The organism is Pseudomonas sp. GM33 (genome assembly GCF_000282295.1).
Classification (GTDB): Bacteria; Pseudomonadota; Gammaproteobacteria; order Pseudomonadales; family Pseudomonadaceae; genus Aquipseudomonas; species Aquipseudomonas laurylsulfatiphila.
Genome location: NZ_AKJO01000141.1, coordinates 1 through 3,907 on the forward strand (window position 1 = coordinate 1; position 3,907 = coordinate 3,907).

The following is a 3,907-nucleotide window of genomic DNA, read 5'->3' on the forward strand; positions in this document are numbered from 1 at the left end:
CCGCCTTCGCGAGCAAGCCCACATCTGGCACCCACAACCAACCACATGGCACACACGCACACCTGCCGCGCCACACCCCCGGCGTAGTATCGAAGCCGACCTCTGGGGCACAACCCGCTCCAAAGTGCCCTGCAATACAACGCTGAACCCCTCCACATCTCACTAAAACAATAAATCGACCTTCGGGTCGCGGGAGATTTCTGTGCTCAAGAAAAGTGCGCTGGGCTGGCCAAAGATTGCCGGCCTCGGAATTGCGTTGGTGGTGGCCGGGCAGTTTTCCGGCTGGAACTTCGGGCTGGCGGCCGGTGGCTGGCTGAACATGCTGATTGCCACGTTGTTGATGGCGCTGCTCTGCGGCGGCCTGGCCTTGTGCGTGGCGGAACTGTCCACGGCGTTGCCCAGCGCTGGCGGCGTGTTCGTGTATGCGCAAAGTGCGTTCGGACCGTTCGTGGGGTATCTGGTCGGCGTCGCCTGTGCCTTGGCGCTGACCATCGGCACCGGCGCGGCAGCGACGTTCATTTGCGCCTACACCGAATCGATTTTCGGCCTCGGTGGCTGGCCGGTGAAGATCGCCCTGTTCGCGGTGATTATCGGCATCCACATGCGCGGCGTCGGTGAGGCCATGGGTCTGACCTTTATCGCCGGCATCATCGCCGTGGTCGCCCTGCTCACCTTCGGCGTGGCCATGGCGCCCCATGTCGAACTGGCCAACTTGCTGAAACTGCCCGCCAACGTCGCCACTCCGGTCAGCCTCGGCGGCATCTTCGCCTGCGTGCCCTTCGCGATCTGGTTGTTCATCACGGTCGAGCAAACCGGTTCGGCAGCCGAAGAAGCGCACAACCCCGGCCGTACCATGCCTCGGGGCATTCTGGCAGCGATCGGCACCTTGCTGGTGACGGCGCTGGTGGTGCTGGTTTGCGCACCCGGTGCCGGTGGCGTCGAGCTGGTCGGTTCGGCAGGTGATCCGCTGTACGCCGCGATGTCCGGCAACAGCGCCTTCGGCGACGGCTCCTGGCTGGCGAAAGTGATTGGCTGCGGCGCGGTGTTCGGCCTGATCGCTACCTTCTTTTCACTGGTGTTCGCCGCGTCCCGGCAGTTGTTCGCCATGGCTCGCGACGGCCTGTTCCCGCAATGGCTGGGCAAGACCGGCAAACGCGGTACGCCCTGGCCGGCGCTGTTGCTGATTGGCGCCATCGGTCTGCCGTTGTCCGAAGTGGACCCGGCCACGGTGATGCTCGCGGTCGTGTTGCTGCTCAACGTTGGCTACCTGTTCATTTTCGCCGCGTACCTGCGCATCAAGACCCGCCAGCCTGACCTGCCACGGCCCTTCACCTTGCCCGGCGGCAAACTGGTTGCCTGGCTGGGCCTGGCCCTGACGCTGGTGGTGATCGCCGCCTGCTTCCAGCTCGACCTGCTGATGCTGATCGCCCTCGCCGCAACCTTCAGCCTGTGCATTTTCAACTACCTGCTGCGCAACCGTCGCACCACCGCTATCGAGGTTCCGGACCATGCCTGAAGACACTCTGCTGCAACGCCGCCATCGCGTACTGGGCAGCGCCTCACCGCTGTTCTACGACAAGCCCTTGCACCTGGTGCGTGGCGAAGGTGTCTGGCTGTTCGACGTCGACGGTCGTCGCTACCTCGACGTCTACAACAACGTGCCCTGCGTCGGTCACTGTAACCCTCACGTGACCGAGGCCATGCACCGCCAGGCCACCACGCTGAACATCCACACCCGCTACCTCGACGAGCAAGTGGTGCGCTATGCCGAACGCCTGACCGCGACCTTCGGCGAACCGTTGGACACCGCGATGTTCACCTGCACCGGCAGCGAGGCCAATGAACTGGCGCTGCGTCTGGCACGCTTTGCCAGTGGCGGCACCGGCATCATCGTCAGTGACTACAACTACCACGGCAACTCGGCGTCGCTGGCGCAAGTCACCACCGCCCTGCCCTCGCCGGAACCCTTCGCCGCCCATGCCCGCGCCGTACCGATTCCGTGCCTTTACCGGGCACCGGCCGGCACCACCGAGGCGCAACTGGCCGAGCAATACGCGGCCAACATCGCCGCCGCGATTGCCTCGATGCAGGCACAGGGCATTCGCCCGGCCGCGCTGCTGATCGACACCCTGTTCGCCAACGAAGGCCTGCCACGGGTGCCGGCCAGTTTCGTCAACAAGGCCGCCGCGCTGATCCGCGCCGCCGGCGGACTGTTCATCGCCGACGAAGTGCAGTCCGGCTTCGGCCGTACCGGTGATCATCTGTGGGGGCATCAGGCCCACGGCGTGGTGCCGGACATCGTCACCCTCGGCAAACCCATGGGCAACGGCTATCCACTGGCCGGGCTGATCACCCACAAGGCCCTGGTCGAATCCTTCGGGCGCCATGCGATGTACTTCAACACCTTCGGTGGCTCGCCCGTGGCGGCAGCGGTCGGCATGGCGGTGCTGGACGTGATCGAGCAACAGCAACTGCTGAAAAACGCGCAAGACGTTGGCGCTTACGTGCAACAACGCCTGCAAGCGCTGGCCGCCAGGCACTCGATCATCGGCGACGTGCGCGGCAAGGGCCTGTTTTTCGCCATGGAACTGGTAAGAGACCACGCCAGCAAGGAGCCGGCCGGCCTGGAGGCGCGCAAGGTGGTCAACGACATGCGCGAGAACGGCGTGCTGATCAGCAAGATCGGCGCCGGCGACAACATTCTCAAACTGCGACCGCCGCTGGTGTTCGGCCGCGATCACGCCGACCTGTTTGTCGACACCCTGGACCACGCCCTGAGCGCGATTTGAGGCCCTGCCATGACTGAATTCCACACCCTGCCACACGACCAGCAAGTGGCCCGTCTGCACGAACTGGCGCGCCATGCCCTGCAACAGTGGGACGGCGAGTTCGCCGACATTGAACTGGTGAAGTTTCGCGAGAACGCGGTGTTCTCCGCCCACCGCCACGATGGCCAGCGGGTCGCCTTGCGCATCCACCGCAATGGCTATCACGGCGAAGCCGCGCTGCGTTCCGAGCTGCAATGGATGGAGGCGCTGGCCGGCGCCGGAATCACCGTGCCGCAAATCATCCGGGCGCAGAATCAAAGCCATCTGGTCGAAGTCACCCATCAAGCCATCGGCGAGCCGCGCCACATCGACATGCTCGCCTGGCTGCCGGGCGCCACCGCCGGCACCTCGGAGAACGGGGTGCAGGCCGATACCGAAATCGATTTTCTGTTCCGTGAGGCCGGCGCGATTGCCGCGCGCATTCACCTGCATTCGGCGGATTGGCAGCAGCCGGACGAGTTTGTCCGGCACGCCTGGGATGAAGAAGGCCTGATCGGCGCCAACCCGTTCTGGGGGCGTTTCTGGGAGCTGGAGCAACTCAGCGATGAGCAGCGGGAGCTGCTGCAACAGGCCCGGCGCACGGCGCGCAAGGACTTGCGCCAATACGGTCGGCACCTGGACAACTTCGGCATGATCCACGCCGACCTGGTGCCCGAGAACCTGCTGATCGAAGGCCCGCGCCTGCGCCTGATCGACTTCGACGATGCCGGGTTTGGCTGGCACATGTTCGAGTTGGCCACCGCGCTGTACTTCTGCCTGGATGACCCGCGCTACGAGCAAATCAAGACCGCGCTGCTCGACGGCTACCACGCGGTCAAGCCGCTGACCGAGGCGGATCGCAAGACCCTGGCGCTGTTCCTGATGCTGCGTGGCACCACGTACCTGGGCTGGATTCACACCCGCCAGGGCACGCCGACAGCGATTGAAATGGCGCCGATGTTGATTGAGCGGGCTTGCTGGTTGGCTCGAGAATATTTGCAGGTCTGATAGACCGCCATCGCGAGCAAGCTCGCTCCCACAGGGATCTTCAGTGAACACAAGAAGTGAGCTCGCCAAAAATCCACTGTGGGAGCGGGCTT

Annotated in this window: 3 protein-coding genes; all 3 read left to right on the forward strand. The window is 64.5% G+C overall.

The annotated features are described in order from the left end of the window. Nucleotides 1-202: 202 nt before the first annotated feature. Genes PMI26_RS06200 through PMI26_RS06190 form a run of 3 tightly spaced genes read left to right on the forward strand, consistent with a single transcriptional unit; the run spans nt 203 to nt 3,815 of the window. The gene (locus PMI26_RS06200) at nt 203-1,516 is read left to right on the forward strand and encodes an amino acid permease (RefSeq protein WP_007978152.1); all 1,314 of its coding nucleotides are present in this window, start codon (nt 203-205) and stop codon (nt 1,514-1,516) included. After that, complete coding sequence (locus PMI26_RS06195; RefSeq protein ID WP_007978154.1) at nt 1,509-2,789, forward strand: aspartate aminotransferase family protein; 1,281 nt, start codon at nt 1,509-1,511, stop codon at nt 2,787-2,789. The genes PMI26_RS06200 and PMI26_RS06195 overlap by 8 nt, the downstream gene beginning before the upstream one ends. 9 nt (nt 2,790-2,798) lie before the next feature. Then, nucleotides 2,799-3,815, forward strand: coding sequence for a phosphotransferase enzyme family protein (locus PMI26_RS06190; protein WP_007978156.1), 1,017 nt, complete (start codon nt 2,799-2,801; stop codon nt 3,813-3,815). The last annotated feature ends 92 nt before the right edge of the window (nt 3,816-3,907 follow it).

Coding starts and splice junctions, on each gene's coding strand:
- PMI26_RS06195 (WP_007978154.1), top strand. CDS start 1,509: ATGCCTGAAGACACTCTGCTGCAACGCCGCCATCGCGTACTGGGCAGC.
- PMI26_RS06190 (WP_007978156.1), top strand. CDS start 2,799: ATGACTGAATTCCACACCCTGCCACACGACCAGCAAGTGGCCCGTCTG.